The organism is Clostridium sp. 'deep sea', from assembly GCF_014931565.1.
GTDB lineage: Bacteria > Bacillota > UBA994 > PWPR01 > PWPR01.
Genome location: NZ_CP063353.1, coordinates 1,512,506 through 1,531,084, shown reverse-complemented (window position 1 = coordinate 1,531,084; position 18,579 = coordinate 1,512,506). Strand labels below are relative to the sequence as shown.

Annotated in this window: 18 protein-coding genes and 1 other annotated feature; of the genes, 14 read left to right on the top strand and 4 right to left on the bottom strand. The window is 31.2% G+C overall.

The genetic code is table 11. From position 1 onward, the window contains the following. Positions 1 to 116 precede the first annotated feature (116 nt). The 7 genes from IMX26_RS07180 (at position 117) to cotE (ending at position 7,953) form a co-directional block, all read left to right on the top strand. A complete protein-coding gene (locus tag IMX26_RS07180) occupies positions 117 to 1,517 on the top strand; it encodes an MATE family efflux transporter (RefSeq protein WP_195160992.1) in 1,401 nt (466 codons plus the stop codon). Positions 1,518 to 1,814: 297 nt separating this feature from the next. Further along, positions 1,815 to 3,209, top strand: coding sequence for an MATE family efflux transporter (locus tag IMX26_RS07175; RefSeq protein WP_195160991.1), 1,395 nt, complete (start codon positions 1,815 to 1,817; stop codon positions 3,207 to 3,209). Positions 3,210 to 3,404: 195 nt separating this feature from the next. Next, the gene (locus IMX26_RS07170) at positions 3,405 to 4,271 is read left to right on the top strand and encodes a GNAT family N-acetyltransferase (protein ID WP_195160990.1); all 867 of its coding nucleotides are present in this window, start codon (positions 3,405 to 3,407) and stop codon (positions 4,269 to 4,271) included. 13 nt (positions 4,272 to 4,284) lie between these two features. Beyond that, positions 4,285 to 4,980 (top strand): metallophosphoesterase, encoded by a 696-nt coding sequence (locus IMX26_RS07165; protein ID WP_195160989.1) that lies wholly within the window; start codon positions 4,285 to 4,287, stop codon positions 4,978 to 4,980. Continuing rightward, positions 4,977 to 5,777 (top strand): histidinol-phosphatase, encoded by an 801-nt coding sequence (locus IMX26_RS07160; protein WP_195160988.1) that lies wholly within the window; start codon positions 4,977 to 4,979, stop codon positions 5,775 to 5,777. The genes IMX26_RS07165 and IMX26_RS07160 overlap by 4 nt, the downstream gene beginning before the upstream one ends. 83 nt (positions 5,778 to 5,860) lie before the next feature. Continuing rightward, positions 5,861 to 6,125, top strand: a binding site (T-box leader). A gap of 80 nt (positions 6,126 to 6,205) precedes the next feature. Beyond that, positions 6,206 to 7,210 (top strand): aspartate--ammonia ligase, encoded by a 1,005-nt coding sequence (asnA, locus tag IMX26_RS07155; RefSeq protein WP_195160987.1) that lies wholly within the window; start codon positions 6,206 to 6,208, stop codon positions 7,208 to 7,210. A 182-nt stretch (positions 7,211 to 7,392) separates the two neighbouring features. Next, positions 7,393 to 7,953 (top strand): outer spore coat protein CotE, encoded by a 561-nt coding sequence (cotE, locus tag IMX26_RS07150; RefSeq protein WP_195160986.1) that lies wholly within the window; start codon positions 7,393 to 7,395, stop codon positions 7,951 to 7,953. 108 nt (positions 7,954 to 8,061) lie between these two features. Here the strand turns inward: cotE and IMX26_RS07145 are convergent, their stop codons facing one another. The 4 genes from IMX26_RS07145 to IMX26_RS07130 all read right to left on the bottom strand — a co-directional run bounded on the left by IMX26_RS07145 (position 8,062) and on the right by IMX26_RS07130 (position 11,558). Further along, entirely contained in the window at positions 8,062 to 8,382 is a 321-nt protein-coding gene (locus tag IMX26_RS07145) for a hypothetical protein (protein ID WP_195160985.1), read from the bottom strand. Positions 8,383 to 8,456: 74 nt separating this feature from the next. Further along, complete coding sequence (locus IMX26_RS07140; RefSeq protein WP_195160984.1) at positions 8,457 to 10,172, bottom strand: CotH kinase family protein; 1,716 nt, start codon at positions 10,170 to 10,172, stop codon at positions 8,457 to 8,459. Positions 10,173 to 10,183: 11 nt separating this feature from the next. Beyond that, the gene (locus tag IMX26_RS07135) at positions 10,184 to 10,855 is read right to left on the bottom strand and encodes a DUF4956 domain-containing protein (protein ID WP_195160983.1); all 672 of its coding nucleotides are present in this window, start codon (positions 10,853 to 10,855) and stop codon (positions 10,184 to 10,186) included. A gap of 16 nt (positions 10,856 to 10,871) precedes the next feature. Next, positions 10,872 to 11,558, bottom strand: a complete 687-nt coding sequence (locus tag IMX26_RS07130; protein ID WP_195160982.1) for a polyphosphate polymerase domain-containing protein — start codon at positions 11,556 to 11,558, stop codon at positions 10,872 to 10,874. Positions 11,559 to 11,772: 214 nt separating this feature from the next. Between IMX26_RS07130 and IMX26_RS07125 the strand changes: the two genes are divergently transcribed. The 7 genes from IMX26_RS07125 to IMX26_RS07095 all read left to right on the top strand — a co-directional run bounded on the left by IMX26_RS07125 (position 11,773) and on the right by IMX26_RS07095 (position 18,460). Then, on the top strand, positions 11,773 to 12,450 hold the full coding sequence (locus IMX26_RS07125) for a response regulator transcription factor (RefSeq protein WP_195160981.1): 678 nt from the start codon (positions 11,773 to 11,775) through the stop codon (positions 12,448 to 12,450). Continuing rightward, positions 12,447 to 13,931, top strand: coding sequence for a HAMP domain-containing sensor histidine kinase (locus tag IMX26_RS07120; RefSeq protein WP_195160980.1), 1,485 nt, complete (start codon positions 12,447 to 12,449; stop codon positions 13,929 to 13,931). The genes IMX26_RS07125 and IMX26_RS07120 overlap by 4 nt, the downstream gene beginning before the upstream one ends. 242 nt (positions 13,932 to 14,173) lie before the next feature. Further along, on the top strand, positions 14,174 to 14,989 hold the full coding sequence (locus IMX26_RS07115) for a prolyl oligopeptidase family serine peptidase (protein ID WP_195160979.1): 816 nt from the start codon (positions 14,174 to 14,176) through the stop codon (positions 14,987 to 14,989). 444 nt (positions 14,990 to 15,433) lie between these two features. Continuing rightward, positions 15,434 to 16,441 (top strand): DUF3048 domain-containing protein, encoded by a 1,008-nt coding sequence (locus IMX26_RS07110; protein WP_195160978.1) that lies wholly within the window; start codon positions 15,434 to 15,436, stop codon positions 16,439 to 16,441. Positions 16,442 to 16,493: 52 nt separating this feature from the next. Further along, entirely contained in the window at positions 16,494 to 16,772 is a 279-nt protein-coding gene (locus tag IMX26_RS07105) for a helix-turn-helix transcriptional regulator (RefSeq protein ID WP_195160977.1), read from the top strand. 18 nt (positions 16,773 to 16,790) lie between these two features. Further along, positions 16,791 to 17,303, top strand: coding sequence for a DNA-deoxyinosine glycosylase (locus IMX26_RS07100; RefSeq protein WP_207729329.1), 513 nt, complete (start codon positions 16,791 to 16,793; stop codon positions 17,301 to 17,303). Next, a complete protein-coding gene (locus IMX26_RS07095; protein ID WP_195160976.1) occupies positions 17,303 to 18,460 on the top strand; it encodes a CAP-associated domain-containing protein in 1,158 nt (385 codons plus the stop codon). The genes IMX26_RS07100 and IMX26_RS07095 overlap by 1 nt, the downstream gene beginning before the upstream one ends. Positions 18,461 to 18,579 lie beyond the last annotated feature (119 nt).

Below are 18,579 nucleotides of genomic sequence, written 5' to 3'. Positions count from 1 at the left end.
CAAGTTGTACTTTAATAAATTTAAGATTAACCCTTAAAAACATTAAATTTATAGTTGACATTATTATTTTTTCATGATACTTTATTATTGTTAAGAATAGGTGAGAAGGTGAAAAAATGAAAAGTAGAGATTTAACACAAGGTAGTATAGTTAAAAATATTATGTATATGTCAATTCCAGTAATGTTTAGTATGGTTACCCAAACATTGTACGATTTAGTTGATATGATATGGATAGGAAAAATTTCTGCAGGAGCTATGGCAGGTGTAACAGTTTTTAGTTCAATATATTTTTTGGTATTTGTATTGAATAATGTTATTGGAAATGGATCAGTTGCCGTATTGTCCCAAAGCTTTGGCTCTGGTAATCATGAAGAAGCACGTAAAGGAATAGCAAATACCTTTGCCTTTAAATTAATGGCCGGTATAATAGCTTCTATAATTCTGTATATAGTATTGGAGCCATTATTGGGAGTATTTGCAAAAGACGCACAAACACTAAGAGATGCCTTACAGTATGGTAGAATTAGGGTGCTATTTTTACCTGTGATGTTCTCATCATTTACGGTTACAACTGCTTTACGTTGTAGTGGTGATTCCAAAAGTCCTATGATTATAACTATGATTACTGCGGGTTTAAATATAGTATTAGATCCCATTTTTATTTTTGAAACAATACCAGGTATAGGATTACCAGGGTTTGGGCTAGGAGTATTTGGTGCAGCTTTGGCTACGGTAATTTCAACAACACTATCATTTATTATTGCATATTGGATAATGTTTGGACCAAAAAGTTCCTATAGCTTAAAACTTACAGATTTGTTCACTTTTGATTGGAATATAATTGGGCGAATTGTAAAAATAGGTTTGCCACAAGCTGTAAGTGGTTTAATTAGGAACTTAGCTAATGTAATTATACTTGGTTTTGTAACTGCTTTTGGAACCTATGCTATAGCAGCATGGGGTATTATTGGTAGATTATTTGGCTTATTATTTATGCCTGTTAATGGCTTAGTACAAGGTGGCAGTACCGTTGTTGGTCAAAACATTGGTGGAGGTCGGTTAGACCGGGCTGAAAAAGCTGGTTTTGTAGCTGGTAAGTTTGGTTTTATTTCCATGTTAGCAATATGTGCCTTAGCATATCTATTTACACCTCAAATTATTGGCATCTTTAATGATGAAAAAGAGGTTATTAAGCTAGGTGTATCTGGATTACGTTATGGAATTATGTGTATGCCAATAATAGCAGCTTATATGGGTAGAGCCACAGTATTTGCTGGCTCGGGCTATACTTTACCTTTTTTGGTTGCAGGTATAGTAAGTCAATGGGGCGTACAAATTCCACTTATTTTCTTATTCTCTAAGGTGTTAAAATTACCATTCCAATTTATACCTTTATCTTATTTAGGATTTGCTTTATGTGAGGGAATAGTTATTTGGGGTTTTTACAAAAAAGGTACATGGCGTAAAAAAGCAGAAGAAGCAGCCTATCAAAACGCTCCTGTACCAGCAGATTAATATTGTAATTAGGGTTATGTTGCCTCGAAGTGTATATACAGTTTAATAAAGAAAATAATAGGAGCTACTGTTTAGGTAACTCCTATTTTATATTAGTTAGCTATGTATGTTTTTGTTTAAGATAATATTTAAATTATAGAATAATAATTTACGAGTAAAAACAAATATAAACTTCAATTATTATAATGAAAATGTATGTAAATAAAATAAATCACTTTATTCTGTATATTTCAGTGCTTTCTCATTTATGCTAAAGGTATGGTATAATATATCTCTCTTAGCTGTGGAGGTTTAGCGATGAGAAAGCGTGACTTAACAAAGGGTAGTATTTATAATAACTTAATATATATGTCTCTACCAGCAATGTTGGGTGCTATGGCCCAAAACTTTTATAGTTTAGTAGATATGGTATGGGTCGGTAGGTTATCTGCCGAAGCAGTAGCATCTATTACCATTTTTAGTTCTTTGTACTTTATCATTTATGTTGTGAATAATATTATTGGCTATGGTTCAGTGCCTATAATCTCACAGAGTTTTGGCTCAGGAAACAAAAATAGAACAGAGAAAGCTATAGCTAGTTCGTTTGTACTAAAGCTTATGGTTGGTACAGGGGCTGCAATTTTTACTTTATTAATTATGAAACCCGTAATGGGTTTATTTACAGATGAAGCAGTAGTATTACAAGGTGCTATGAGATATGGATTATTACGAACACTATTTATGCCTGTTGTGTTTTCATCTTTAACTATACAGTCTGCTTTAAGGTGTAGCGGTGATTCAAAAAGTCCTATGTTTATAACAATTATTGCTTCAATTATTAATATGGTTTTAGACCCTATTTTTATGTTTGAGACTATTCCATTTTTAGGAATAAAGGGGCTTGGTTTAGGTTTATTTGGGGTAGCATTAGCTACCATAATATCTAATACATTTTCATTTATAGTTGGTTATAAAATATTATTTGGATCTAAAAGTAGTTTGAGTTTAAAGTTTAAGGATTTACATAAACCAAACTTTCCTTTAGTAAAAGAAATTTTTAGAGTGGGTACACCTCCAGCCTGTGCTGGGGTTGTAAGAAATATAGCTTACTTAATTATACTAAGATTTACCACTATATATGGAACAGCCGCAATAGCAACCTGGGGTATCTTAACCAGATTATTTGGCTTATTATTTATGCCAATTGAGGGCTTACTTAATGGTGGAAGTGCTATGATAGGTCAAAACATAGGAAGTGGAGAGATTGACAGAGCTAATAAAACCGCTAAAGCTTCTGCTGTTTTAGGGGGCTTGTCTATGCTTATTTTAGGCATCTTTACTTGTTTATTTGCTCCAAATATCATGAAATTATTTATTGATGATCTTAAAGTAATAGAAATAGGGGCACCTGCATTAAGAATTGTGTCTGTTAGTTTAATACCAATTGGCTTTTACTTTGGTTTAGCCACCATATTTATAGGTTCAGGATATACATTACCACTTTTGATTTCTGGTTTTGTTGGGCAATGGCTTATTCAGCTACCTTTTGTTTATTTTGCTACAAGGGTATGGAAATTATCTTTTATTTGGGTAGCTTGGAGTTTTATTTTTTATACAGTTAGTGAAGGTTCAATTGTGCTTTACTATTATTTAAGTAATAAGTGGAAAAGAAGCTTAATAAGAAAAATAGCAAAAGAAAAAAAAGCAAGCTAAGAGAATATAAACATTAAATAATATTATATATCAACAATGAACCCCAAAGAGTAGAGTCATAAAAGAGACTCTACTCTTTTTTATTGTCTTAAACACAGCAAGATATAAAAACTAGTTGTAATAAAAACGAACAACTAACATATTGTATTTAATTACGTATAATGAATTAGAGAAGATGAAAGGAGTCTGGTATTCTTGTATAGATTCCGACCACTTAGAGAAAAAGATAAGCCTATACTTTATGCCATTATTAACAAATATAGAGATGTACCGTTAAAATGGCGAAGCATGTATGTGGTATCTAACTATTCTGCTGGTGTTCACGTTATATCCTGTTATAATAAGGTAGTAGGTATGGTGCATATAACTAAAACGAGTTCTAATGAGGGATGGTTAGAATCAGCTTATATCATGCCATCTCATCGAGGCCGAGGTGTAGGATCAGCGTTTGCAAAATACCAAATATCACAAGCTAAAATGATGTCTATCAAAACCCTAAGAGTTGCAACAGGGCATAAAAATAGTAGAGTACAACACTTAATGATTGATAAATTTGGGTTTTCAAAACCGAATCTTTGGCACAGATTAAAGCTGACAACTAAAAATCCCAATAATACTGTGCCATCAGTAATAAAAATACGCCCAGACAAGGTTTATGAATGTTGGTCATATATAAAAAATCATCACGATAACAACAGTGCAGGTGGTTTAATTACCTCTCCGCAAGATAACTGTTGGTGGACAGGTTTAGACCCAAAAGTTTTGTCGGACATCTTAAATAGTGAACAGTCACTAGCATATGTAAGTGAAAAAAAGATTAAAGGACTATTATTAGTAAAAAAAACTAGAGCAATGAACTTTAATAGTTTAACTGTATTGCAGTCTTTTACAAGTAGTAATATAGCATTAGAACAAATGATAAGAAAGTTATTAACTACCAATAATACTGTTTTTTTATCTGTATCAAAAGACCCATTACCTGTAGTTAACAAACTAAAAAAAGAGGCGAGTGTAAAAAAAATATCCCTTAATAAATGGGTTGTTATGGAAAAGCAGTTGTAATAGGAGTGTATGAATGAAATTATTTGCAATAGGTGATTTACATTTAAATGGAAATCAAAATAAGCCTATGAGTAAGTTTGGTGATCATTGGGATAACCATCAATTTAACATTGAAAAAAACTGGGTAAATAAGATAACTGAAAAAGATATTATTGCAGTTCCTGGTGATATAAGCTGGGCTATGAGCTTAGATGAAGTCAGTGAAGATTTACATTGGCTTCACACTTTGCCAGGTACTAAAATAATGTTAAGAGGCAACCATGATTATTGGTGGAAAAAAATAAAGTACTTAAACTCACTTTATGATAATATGATTTTTTTACAGAATAACTCAACCTTAATTAATAACGTACATATAGCGGGCAGTAGAGGTTGGCTTTGTCCCGGTAGTTTATATTATAAAACAGCTGATGAAAAAATATATTTACGTGAGTTGCAGCGCTTAGAATTATCCCTAAAAAGCTGTAAATTAAAACCAGGACAAGCTATAATAGTATTAATGCATTTTCCGCCCTTTAATGAAAAAAGGGAGCATTCTGGTTTTATGGATTTGTTTAAACAATACAATGTAAAAAGAGTTATTTATGGTCATTTACATGATCAAAAATCTTTTAACAACGCAATAATAGGAGGGTGGCAAGGAATAGAGTATAGCCTTGTAAGTGCTGATTATATCAACTTTAATCCCTTGCTTATAATGAAACTATGATAGATTACCATGTACATTTAGAGAGAGGTCCTTATAGCGCTGAATGGTTAAATGAGTTTTTAACAGTAGGAGAGAATTTAGGAATAAGTCAATTTGGAATTGTAGAGCATCTATACATGTTTAAAGAAGCCAAAGGTTTACTATTTCAAGACGAACATGTTAAAGCTAAACAAAATAGAGTTATGCAAGATTATCTAAGTTTTATAAATACAATGATACAACAAGGCAAACCTATTAAACTGGGTTTTGAGGTGGATTATGTTATAAATAAAGAAAATCTTATAAGAGAATTTGTAAAGGATTTGCCAGTAGATTTTTTAATAGGTTCAGTTCATTATCTTAATGACTGGAGTTTTGATACCAACCCTAATTGGCAAAACAGAGATATTTTAGAGGTGTATCAACAGTACTTTAAAACACTATTAGCCAATGTTAAAAGTGGTATTTTTGATATCCTTGGTCACTGTGGTAATATAGCATATCACAAACATCGTTTAAGTATAAAACAAGAAGAAAAAATGTATAGTAATTTTATTGAAGAAGCCAGTAAGTATGATATAGTTTTTGAAATAAATTCGGGTGGTTTATATAGACCTGCGGGGGTAGTGTTTCCTAATCTTAAATATCTATCTTTGTTAAAAGAGTGTGGTATAGAGGTAACAGTATCATCGGATGCCCATGATCCTAAACATACAGGTTATAAACTAAATGAGCTTATAATACCTAAACTTAAAGAGGTTGGTTATAAAAAACTAGTAACCTTTACTAAACGTAAAAAACAATACCTAGAAATTTAATAGTAGCTACTTATATTTTTTTGTTGACACAAACATTAAAATGTAGTAAACTAGCAAAAATTATTAAAACCTAATAGACAATTTTAAAAACTATGATGAGAAGAGTAAAAGTAGCAGGTAATTATAGCGAATTGACGTTGGTGGAAGGTCAATATGAGAGCTACTTTGAAGAACATCTCGGAGTTTCTAACCGAACCCGCTATCTGTTTTTGCAGATAGTTTAGGTAGTAGACTTAGACGGAACCATACCGTTACAGAATGGACAGTATCGATTATAATATCCGTACTGATTAAGTGAGCCAATGCTAATTTGGGTGGTACCGCGGAATATAACCTTTCGTCCCTTTTATTTAAGGAACGGAAGGTTTTTTAGTTTAAAAATAATAAATTCTCTGTTTTTAAATCTGTTAGGTGTAAAGGAGACCAAAATGATTAAACAACAAACCCCAAAAGTAGGTAAGGCAGATTTAATTACAACTCAAAAAGCAATTACGAGTATTAAAGAGCATTTTAAAAACCAGCTAGAGAGTAAATTAAACCTAATAAATGTTACCGCACCGTTATTTGTTAGCCAAAGCTCAGGACTAAACGATAACCTTAGTGGTATTGAAAAGCCAGTTTGTTTCAAACCTAAATCTATAGAAAAAAACTTAGAAATAGTACAGTCACTTGCCAAATGGAAAAGACAAGCCCTGGCACAGTTTGGCTTTGCTGTTGGTGAGGGGCTGTATACCAATATGAATGCCATAAGAAAAGATGAAGAGGTAGATAACACCCATTCGTTTTACGTAGATCAATGGGACTGGGAGTTGGTAATAAACAAAAAACAACGTAATAAACAGTTTTTGCAACAGGTAGTAAGTAAAATTTATAGTGCCCTATATAGTACTCAGCAAATGGTTGTAAAAAACTATGGAAATTTTAACAACATATTACCTCAAAAAATTTATTTTATAACGAGTCAAGAACTAGAGAATAAGTATTGCCACTTAACAGCTAAAGAAAGAGAACAAGCAATTTGTAAAGAAAAAGGTGCTGTTTTTTTAATGCAAATAGGGCATAAGCTTCAGTCTGGAGAAAGACATGATTTTAGGGCTCCAGATTATGATGACTGGCAACTAAATGGCGATATTTTAGTTTGGAATGAGAGACTAAAAGATGCCCTGGAGTTATCTTCTATGGGCATAAGAGTGAGTGAACAATCAATTGTAAATCAATGTGTTTTAAACCAAGTAACCCATAAGTTAGTGTTGCCATATCATCAAGCTGTATTGAATAAATCGTTGCCTTATACAATAGGTGGTGGTATTGGTCAATCAAGGTTATGTATGTTTTTGTTAGGTAAAAAACACATTGGAGAGGTTCAATCTTCTATATGGCCTAAGAGTGTAGTAAAAGAGTGTTTAAACCAAGGAATAAAGCTTATAATGTAGTTGTTAATTTGTTTACTAGTAATAATCCCTTAATTCTATACGTATATTTAAGCAGAGATATTATTTAATAATTTAAACAACACTTTATTAACTAAATGGTATTAATAAAATAGTGTTTAGCATAAACATAAGTATGCCTGCTAATTATGAGTTAGAGATTGTTAGTATTAAGGGGGATTTAAATGAACTTTCAGGAGTCTGGTTTAAGAGAAATAATGACAAGGGCAACTGTAGCAAGAGGTACTAAAAAATATCGTCAAAAGCATATTCTCATTGCCGATTATGAACCAGAAATTATACTAGGATATACCTGCAAAAATCATATGCATACCTCAGCACCAGGTCCGGGAGCGGTAGAAGTTAAGGGCAAATATGATGTACATATTTGGTATGCATTTGGTGGGGGAGCTCAAACAGCTGTAATGAAAGAGAGCATTCATTATACCGATTATATTCCTGTTAAAAACATTGGTTATAGCCGTATGGGAAGTAATGAATACGCTGAAGTTCAGTTAAATAAAGCCCCTGCAGCTGTAGATGCCTATATTAGAGGCGATAATGAAATTTGTGTTATTGTAGAAATGAGCTATAATGCTCAAATTGTAGGAGAAGCAAGGCTTTGGATTAAGGTTTTTACTAATTTAGATGAAAACACCGAGCAAACCCCAATTCCGGAAGATCAAAATTTAGAATTTGAGTTTCACGAAATAGAAGCTATTCAACTTGAAGATGATCCCGTATAAGCTTAAATAATATTATAAAGGCATGATTACTTTGTTTAGGTAATAAAGTAATCATGCCAATTTATTTAATAAGAACACTTATTAAACGTTTTTAGGTTCAATTTATAGCTATTTGTCAGCTTTCATATCTCTTTCTTGTGGCAATAAATCTAAACTTTCTCCACTATTCTTTTTATTAAAAACTAACAGTTCTACAGCTACAATAGCTAGTATGCATGCCACAAAATAAACAGTTAAGTTAAAATTCTGAGATTTGTATAGAATATCTTGCAGATATTTGCTCAACTTCTCACCAATGGCCAAATTTTGATTTCGAGCATATACGTAAATATAGGTTACTTTAATGAAAACGTTAGCTAAAATTAATGATATTACAATGGCAAAAACATGAGTATATGTTATGATTGCTTTTCTTTTAATGTATAACAAATCCTTTTCATATAATATATATTAACATTAACAATAAATAAGGAATTTTGTCAATAAGAATATCATATTATAGTCTAAAATTTATGCTTAATAAATAATGTAAAAACTATTAAGCCTAAGGTACCTAGAATTAACAATATTAAATTAGGTATTAGCCCATAAAAAGATGATTGCTTGGGCTGTTTATCTTGAACCTGTCGTTCACCCTCAAAACCTATTTGTTTATTTAAACCTAATTTTTGTTTAAGTTCGGGTGAAAATTGCTCTAAAATGTTTTCAAACTCTTGCCTGGGTGGTAGTTCACCTTTTATTAAATATTGCTGTAAACTAGAGGGCAAATCGTTTAAACTAACATCTTTAGGAAGAATAACCTGCCCGTTTTCATTGAATTTAAAAGGCATGTTTTTATCATTTTTAGTTCCTGTAGGTTTCTCTTTTTGTTCACCATTATTAGGTGGTTTGTTTTTATTTATGTTTCTATTATTAGTACCAGAAACATTGCCATTACCATTGTTAGTGCTTTGTTTATCTCCAGCTAGTTGTTGTTTTATATTAGTGCTACTTAGCTTGGCAAAGTTTAGTAGACTAACATGGTTTTCACTATCTGCAAACAGAGCCTCTTCAAATTCATCATAAGAGTAAAAAGCAGTGGGGTCAGCTTTCACATATCCTTTTATCATATTATAAATCTCTAACACCCTATCGTTAAAAGTAGTATAGTTAAAATAGCCACTAGCTATTTGCTGTAAATAATTATGATATTTATCAACATACTCATCTTTACTAAAAATAGCTTCAATAAGTGGGTAGTTACTCATGTTACCAATTACTGGTTCATCTATATAAAAATCAAAAGCTTCTGGTTCATTAGGGCCTTTGGGAAAACCATTAAAAGCCATGTTTAAATCCCAGGCTATCCACTCAAAACTATCATTATTATTATAAATATAGTAGTTATGAAACATACCACCTTGGTAACAATCTAAATGAATAGTAGCCACACTCATGGCTAGGTATTTTAAAAATGAGTCAACATTAAAAATATTATCTAGCTTTTCTGGTGACTCAATAGCTTTTAATAGCTCAACTAACTTATTATTTGCGCTATTTACCTTGTTTTTAATCTGTAACCCTGAGTAGCTTTTACCATTATCAGTAGTATACTCTAAATTACATCCTTCACCTTGATATGGCTTATATAGCTCACCATTAGCATTACCATAATTATTTAATAAAAAGCTCTCATCAACCTGTTCTACGCTTAAATAGAGTCCTACATATTTATCATTAATATAAAGGGCTGTATAGGTAGTTCGTGGGACAGCTGTCTCTAGTTCACTTAACATTTCGTAAGCCAAATATTCTGCCATCATGGTATTGTCTGCAAATAAATTATTCAGGTTAATGTTCTTTATCCCAAATAGATTTTGCTCACTAATATAGTAGTCTAAATCAAGCTTTAAACTATAACGATCACTATTTGTATTAGCTACAGATTTAAGACTTGAGTTGCCTTTGGTTCTTATGGCTACACTATTAAAGGTGTAACCATTATAATCAACATTGGCCTTAAAGTACTCTTCATTTAGGGGCGTATCAAGCATCTTTTGATAATCTTCTTCTGCAATAGTAATAGATACGTTTATTACCTTATGATGAGGAAAAACATTTGTGTCAACTAAGCTTAAATCAGTATTTAGATTACTTATGCTAAAAAGTGTAACCATATCAACTAATATAGTTAATGCTAAAACTATTACAATACATAAACAGGTTTTAAGCAATTTCATAGTAGTTGACCCTAACTTGAAAACTCGTTATTACTAATTAACATAACATTGTTTACACTGCTTAATGACTTTAAATCATTAATAAAGCTAGTTTCGTTGTCTTTTATTCTTAACTCAAGAGTTAATTCTACACCATCTGTACTTATAGTTTTTGACCTTACAAAGTACCTAGAAGCTGTTGATTTTACTTTTTTAAGCACCTCTTCTTCTACTCCACATTCAGTTAAGTTAATCAATAATAAAAATGGATTATCTTTGGTTACCATATTAGTTAATGCATATAAAATAACCCCAACTACTAAACAGCCTATAACTGCCAATGAATAAAATCCTGCTCCAATAACTATGCCTGAGGCAATAGACCAAAACATAAAAACAATATCAATTGGGTCTTTTATGGCGCTTCTAAAACGTACTATACTTAAGGCACCAACCATACCAAGTGATAAAACAACATTTGAGGTTACAGCCAAAATTACAAATGAAGTAACCATAGTCATCATTACTAAGGCAATATTAAAGCTCTTGGTGTAAATAACACTTTGGTATGTCTTTTTATATATTTGATAGATAAAAATCCCCGCTATAAATGATAAAAATAAGGTTATCGCAATTTGTACAGCTGAAATGCTGGCGGTGTTTTGAAATAAACCATTCTCTAAAATATCTTTAATTGTTGTCATGATAATCCTCCAAAAATTAAAATATTGCATTATATTTTCGTGAAAAAACATACTTTGAGGCTGCTATTTGTCTTGTATGTGCGCACTCAAGTATACCTTTTATAAAGCTAGGCAATACCTCATTAAATTTAATTTCCATAATAATAATACTTGGGTCAATAGCATCAATAAACTTAAGGTTTTTTGCAAAAATATTTGTTTGATTATTTGCTGTTTTAACTTGTTTATCAAAGGTAATTCTTAACCTGCCGGCCTTATGAATAAAGGCTTCTCTTTGGTATTTAACAATTACCTTAGGTTTTAATAACTCGTGTTGTAGTTGCTGATAAAATTTATAATAGAGCAAGTGATTTTTTGCTAATAAAAAGTTAAAATTGCTCTTAAAAATTTGTGTAAGCTCTAGCTTAGTTAGTAAAACTGACTGCTTAATGGTTATTTGGTTAATTTTAGATTTTTGCTCTAGCTTTAAACGCTCAGTGTTATTGTTGTAATATCTAACTCTAAACTTATGCCTTATAGCTTCGCCATTTAGCTTGTCATGATAAGCCTTATTATTAAAATTATCAAAATACAAGCTTGAAACAGTGTAATTATTATTTATACTATTGTTATCACGGTTTAATATTTTGCTTAGCTTATTAACAATAATGTGGTATTCCATTTTGTTAATCATATACTTAAGTTCATGCCTTTTATTAATCATATATACACTTCCTTTCTTAAGATTTGTTATTACAATAACTATACAAATAGACTAAGCTTTAAATGTCACAGTTGTATTACAGGTAGAAAATGTTAAAATATAACTATAGCTACTTTAAATTGTTATAAAACTGTAACAATACTGTTACATAATGCTTAGTAACTAGAGCTCACAATTAGTTTAATGATTTAAAAAAGAATTGTGGTGATTATTTATGAGCAAAAAAGTACTTATTGCTGAAGATGACCAGCGAATGCAAATGTTAGTAAGCGATTTTCTTATCCATGAAGGTTATGAGGTTATAGTTGCTTCAAATGGCAAGGATGCTCTCGTAAAGCTTAAAGAGGTTAAGGACATAAAACTAATAGTATTAGATGTGATGATGCCTTTTCTTAATGGCTGGCAGGTATGCCAAGAGGTTAGAAAAACTAGCACAATTCCAATTATTATGTTAACAGCTAAAAATACAGAACCAGATGAACTACGGGGGTTTACTAAAGGTGTTGATGAGTACATAACTAAACCCTTTAGTCCTTCAATTTTTGTGGCAAGAGTTAATGCTCTATATTCACGAACCTACAATCAAAAAGATATGGTTGAAGTAGCTATTGGAGATTTAACAATTAATACGCTTAAACACAAGGTATGGTGTAAAAACGAAGTAATAGACCTTAGTCAAACTGAATACAGTTTGTTATTGTTTTTGTTAGAAAATAAAGGTATAGTATTATCGCGAGAACAACTACTAAATAAAGTATGGGGATTTGATTATCAAGGAACAGATAGAACGGTAGATACCCATATAAATCGTTTAAGGGTAAAGTTAAGAGAGTGTGGCTATTATATTCAAACGGTAAGAGGTTATGGCTATAAAATAGAGGTGTGTTCATGAATTCAATAAGGCAAAAGCTTTTTGCGCAGATAGGTTCAATAATAATAATACTTATTATTGTATTAATATTAGCGAATACCTATTTGTTGCCAAGATATTATTTAAGCAGAGAGAAAAATCAGCTTTTGGATTACTATAAAAAAATAAATGACTATCAATCAACAGACTATCAAGCTTATTTAAAAGATTTTGTTATTATTGAAAATCAGTCTAATACAGATATTCTTGTGTACTCAGCAGATGGTAAAGTAATATATGCTTCAAAGTCTCAAACCTTAAAATACAATACTGAAAAGAAAAATATTCCCCCAAAACTTAATAAGGATGTTGTACCACCCAGACCCCCGCTTACTGTGGTTAAAATAGAAAGTGTTAATAAACAAGTGAGCTTTATGTGGGCCCAAGATCAGCGAAGTCATACCAGAGTATTAATTTTAACAGGTCTATTAGATAATGGGTTAGGCATAGATTTAACTACCTCATTATTAGCAATTAAAACAAGTACTGCTTTAGCAAATAGATTTTTATTAATTACCGGCATACCACTATTTTTTATAGGCTTAGTTTCTGCTTATTTTTTAGCTAAACACTTTACCAAACCAATTGTATTAATGAATAATGCCACAGCGAACATGAAAAACTTAAATTTTAATATTTGTTGTACAATAAACTCTAATGATGAAATTGGGCAACTAGCACAAGGCATTAATGAAATGTCGGTGGAGTTAGCAAGTACCATTAAATCCTTAAACAGTAGTAATAAAAACTTACAAAAGCAAATACAAGAAAAAATTAAAATTGATAAAAAACGAAAAGAGCTATTGAATAATGTATCACATGAGCTAAAAACTCCGCTAGCATTAATGCAGGGCTATGCCGAAGGGTTGAAGCTTAACATTGCTAAAGATCAGGAGAGAGCAGATTTTTATTGTGATGTAATAGTTGATGAAACCAAAAAGATGAACTATTTAGTACAGAATTTACTGAATATTAATCAGCTCGAATTTGGAGATAAAGCCCTAAGAAAAACAGAGTTTGAGATAGTAGACTTAGTAGACTATTGCATTAAGAAATTTCAGCAAAAAATTTCTAACAAAGGTATAGATGTAACATTTAATGGCCTTTACCCTATTGACGTATACGCAGACATGCTTAAGGTAGAGCAGGTATTAAATAACTACATTAGTAATGCCATTTATTATGTAGATGAACGTAAAATCCTAAAAATAAAGATGGTTGATAAAAACAAACATGTACGTATTGAGGTTTATAACACATGTAGTGGTATAAAGGAAGATGAGCTAGAAAAAATGTGGAACAGCTTCTATAAAAGAGATGAAGCCAGAACCTACCGCGAGGGTAGCCATGGTTTAGGATTATCAATAGTAAAAGCCATCATGGAAGCAGATCAAAATGATTACGGAGTGAAGCTTGAAAATGAGGGTATTACATTTTGGTTTGAGGTTAGCAAAGTACTATAGATATTGCAAATATACAAAAATAACTCGTGTATGCGAGTTATTTTTTATGTGACTTTATTAATAAAATTTGTTACAGTAGATTACTCAGATTTTGTAATTAAGCTTGGAGTAGAGATGTTTGTATAAGATAAACATGATATAATAATTCGTGTTATTATACTAACAAGTTTATTGGTTAAATTAGTGAAAAACTAAACATTAATCAACTTAATATCAACCTAAAAGAGATGAGGGTGAGTTTAATGTGGAAGATAAAGGAGATATGGAGTAGCTTAAAAAAAACAGGTTTTAAACAAGTTGAACTAACAAGCGGCTATATAATTGCAAAAAGAAAATACCATAAAAACTTACCATATTATATATTTAACAATAATCAAAAGGGTGAAAAACCACTGGTAATGTTTATTCACGGTTATACAGATACTCCACTTTTGGGTTTAACTACAGCTTTAGATTTAGCAAATGCTGGATTTGTAGCAGTTCTACCAGAAGCCAAGTGGCATGGCTTTGAAAAACCAGCTAATTTTAAAGAGTTATTTGCAAGTGATAGCTTTATTTACTCTATGTTTAAGGTATTCAAAGATACCATAAAAGGAATAAGTGAATTAACTACTTATTTGCAAAATAAACATATAGCTTGCAAAACCCCAGTTGGTATTAGTGGCTTTTCTATGGGAGGGTATATAAGCTACATATTGCCTCTGTTGGACAACCGCTTTTCAGTGGCTGCTCCAGTTAGTGGTTCACCATATCATTATGATGTTAAAGCTCAAGAACACTTTAACATTAATATGAATGAAAAAATACTTAAAGCTATGAATGATATTCCAGAGCCTTCTCAATTTATAGCTAAACTAAGTAAAATAAGTTGGCTTATTCAGCATGCAAAAGACGATGAAACAGTTTCCTATAATGGAAGTTTTAAATTTGTGAATCTACTACAGCAAAGAGAAGGTAATATTGACTTAGAGTATAAGTTTTATGAAAAAGCAGGCCATCACTACGAGTTTTATATGAAAGATACACTAGTAGCTTGGTTTTGTAAAAAGCTCTTATAAAATTCATTATTTATTGTTATCTAAAAATTTTGTATAATTGTGTTTAAGAAAAATATGGATTAAAATAGAATGCAAAATTACCATAAGTTTTAATTTTATTAGTAAAATAGGCAATATAAATGTATATGTTTATGATCTATATAAAATTTCAAGTATGTTTATATGTATAATTAGAGTATTATAATAAAAATAGTTTAAATATTTTTAAACATAATGTCTTTTGAATGTATCAAAAATTAAATAAAACATTAATTAGTAAAGTCATTTCTTTTATATATGTCATAATTGGTTAAAATAAACAATAATAAAGCTAAAAAAACATAAATAAATTAATAATATAGATAATTTACTAAATGTTTATTATACTTATTTTAATTAGCCCTTTTACAAAACTGTTTATACTGATAGAATATTAGCCATAAATAAGTGAATTGGAGAAAAACAATGCAACCTATAAAAAAGTTATTTCTTTTTTTAGTTACACTCTTGTTTCTTGTAGGGTGCCAAAATGACAACTTTGCTCCCGTTATATCTGCTAGCCCAATGCCAGATGTAGCTGCTAATCCTATCATTAGAATTAAGCCGGAGTTACCAGGTGCCTTTTTTGTTATGGTAGATGATCACCCCAATGCTAGACCTCAACAAAACTTAGAAAAAGCCGATATAGTATATGAAATGATTTGCGAGTGGACTATAACAAGATACATGGCTGGGTTTTATACTAAAGATCCGGTTAGAGTTGGGCCTGTAAGAAGTGCAAGATATTACTATGCTCAGGCTATTAAACCATATGATACTCTTTACATACATGTTGGTGGAAATATGGATGCGATGGCAATGATTAAAAACTTAAGACTTAAAGATATGTGCGACATAACAAATGCAAGTGGCTATTATGTAAGAGATAAAAGTCGTGAAGCACCCCATAATGCCTACATAACAACTAAATCTCTTTTGAAATATGCCGCTAAAAGAAATTACGAACTTAAACCACTGCCTAAATTAATACGTGGTAAATTAACAGGCGGTAGAGATATAAATAAACTAGATATAATATATGGCACTGATAAGTATCCTCATGATGTAACATGGATTTACCAAGAGGATAAAGATCAGTATTTAAGGTATTTAAATGGAGATGTATTTATCACTGCATCTGGTAATAACATATATGCAGATAACTTAATAATAATTGAAGCGCCAACAAAATTAGTGAATGTTCCTGTAGATTACAAACAGAGCGAAATGAACATAATAGGAAAAGGTAAAGCCATATTTTTGCGTAATGGAAAAATGTACAGTGGTATATGGAAAAAAGACAGTGTAAATGACCACTTTACATACCGACTTGATGATGGGCGCGTGTGGATTTATGATAAGGGCAATGTATGGATTCAACAAGTACACTGCCTTGATAAAAACACAACTATTTCATTAGTTAATTCTCAATAACATTGTTGAGAGTGAAATAATTATGTTTAACTATTAACAAGGAGGAGAACACATGGTAGAAGTTTCGCAAAAGAAAATTAGAGAGGGTCTCAGAATTAGGCGTAAGAAAAAAGGACTTACTCAAAAAGAATTGGCGCAAGAGCTTGGTATGTCTAGAAGTTTTTACGGACTAATTGAAACAGGTTTAAGGGAACCATCGATGGATGTAGCTATTAAAATGGCAAGATACTTTGATACAACTATAGAAGACCTCTTTTATAGATCTTATTGGTTAAAGTACTTAGACAGCAGAGAGATTAAAGAGATAGATGTAGTTTATCGAAAACAGTAAGAGGAAAGGATGTAATAGATGTTTATAAGTGGTTTTGGACCAATAGTTAATAAGCAGTGTAATACTTTAATATTAGGTTCAATGCCCAGTGTTACGTCTTTAAGCGAACATCGCTATTACGCTTTTTCACGAAATCAGTTTTGGCGTTTAGTATGTGATTTATTTAATACAGAATACATAAATAACTATGAGCAAAGAGTAAAGTTTTTGCTTAGTAATAAAATTGCACTTTGGGATGTTGTAAAGTCATGTGTAAGAGAAGGTAGTTTAGATACAGACATTAAAAAGCCATTAGTAAATAACTTTCAGTGGTTATTTGTTACATTCCCTAATATTAAAACAATTGTGTTTAATGGCGCAAAATCAAGACAATTATTTTTACGTTATGTTAATGAAAGATGGTATGAAAATAAAACACTAATTAAATTACCGTCTTCTAGTCCAGCATACACAATGGCTTATGCTAAGAAGTTAGTTGAGTGGCAAAAGGCCATTATAAATAAGTCTTATATAAATAGGGGAGTTAAATAATGCGTATTAAAAAAAAGTATATTTGTATATTACTATTTGTACTACTAACAATACCGGCTATGGCATCTTCAGTGCATCAACGCATAGCTGTCTTGTTTAATGATTCTCAGGTTTATGTTAATAATAAACCTATTGCTGTTAATAGCATGACATATGAAGGTACTTTGTATGTGCCATTGAGAGAGGTCTCTCAACTACTAAACAAAGAGGTCGTTTACGATAGTAAAAACAAGATAGCCCATATAAATGATAAAAAAGATTTATTTAGTGAGTTAAAAAGTATTAATAGTGCAGGTATTAATGGTGTAAATGTAGGTATGAGTAAAGATGAGTTGATAGATGCTTTAGGATTACCAAATAGAGTGGATACATCAATACATGGATTTACTTGGTATGTATATAATAAAAATTTAGAAAAGTATGTGCAGGCAGGGGTTAAAGATAACGAGGTAATCGCCGTATATAGTAATATTGGCGACTGGGATTTAGAACACTCTGTTAAATTAGGTTTAGAAAAAAGTATAATTGATAGAAAACTAGGAAGCCCTTTACCCACTTTTGAAGAGGGTAATAAAACATACACTGTAACTAATAATGATGGTATGGCACTATACAAATTTAACAAACAATTATATGCCTATATCTTTTATGACATTTATCATAATAATACAGTTACAGGAATGATGATGTGGGATAAAAAACTGCCTTTTAATGATATTTATATAGGTAATTATGATGATTTTGATTCAGTAGAATGGCAAAAAGCAATGAGTAAACAAATGTTTGACTTAAATAATACTATTCGCATAAGAAATAGTTTAAACTGTTTTGAGTGGGATAATAACATAGCATCTGTGGCCTATAGTCATAGCTGTGACATGGCTAAAAATAAATATTTTGATCACACAAACAAGAAAGGCAAAACACCTTTTGATAGATTGACAGAGCATGGATTAAAATATGTATTAGCCTCGGAAAATATCGCAAAAGGACAAAGAAATTCTATCTTTGCATTTGAAGCTTTAATGAATTCAAAGAGTCACCGAGATAATATATTAGGCAATTACAGCAAATTAGGAGTAGGCGTGTTTTATTATGATGGAGATAAAAAAGCTTATTATACGCAAAATTTTATAACACCAAGCTTAGGCGAATAAAAAAGCCTAAGCTTTTTTATTTGGGGTGGGCTCGTTTGGGGAAACGTCGCGGTTTGGGAATACCTGTTGGGTATTCGGGGTAGGTTCACTTCGTTCACGGTTTGGGCTGGCGCGGATTA